Genomic DNA, 437 nt, shown 5'->3' on the forward strand with positions numbered 1-437 from the left:
GGGCAATACGCGGCTAAAGCCTGGGATAACGCCAACGCATTGCGCGCCCAGGCAAAGGCAGAAAAGGAACGTACTGACGCTGCCAATAAATTCAGCGCTATCCAGGGTAAAACCAGTAAAACTGCCGGACTGGATAGCCAGTATCAGAAAGACATCGCGGATATCCAACAATACGCCCAACTTTACCCGCAGAAGATCGGGGAGGCTGAGGCTGCGCGCGCTGCTATCGAACAGCAATACCGGGATCAGCGCAACGCGGCTATGTGGGAAGAATGGGCGCAGCAGAACGCTGCAACACAGGCAGCAGCGGCTGCTTTCGATTCACTCGGCTCGGTCGCCAGTAACGCGCTGACAGGCATCATCACAGGCAGCATGTCTGCCAGTGATGCAATGCGCAGTATCGGCATGACGGTACTGAACAGTGTAATCAATACCTT

1 pseudogene is annotated in these 437 nt (G+C 55.1%); it reads left to right on the forward strand.

Annotated features, from left to right (window positions below):
* Nucleotides 1–437 (forward strand): annotated as a pseudogene (locus FDX11_RS09760) (phage tail tape measure protein); the annotation flags it as partial.

The sequence above is a fragment of the Citrobacter sp. wls714 genome (assembly GCF_005281025.1).
GTDB classification, from domain to species: Bacteria; Pseudomonadota; Gammaproteobacteria; order Enterobacterales; family Enterobacteriaceae; genus Citrobacter; species Citrobacter werkmanii.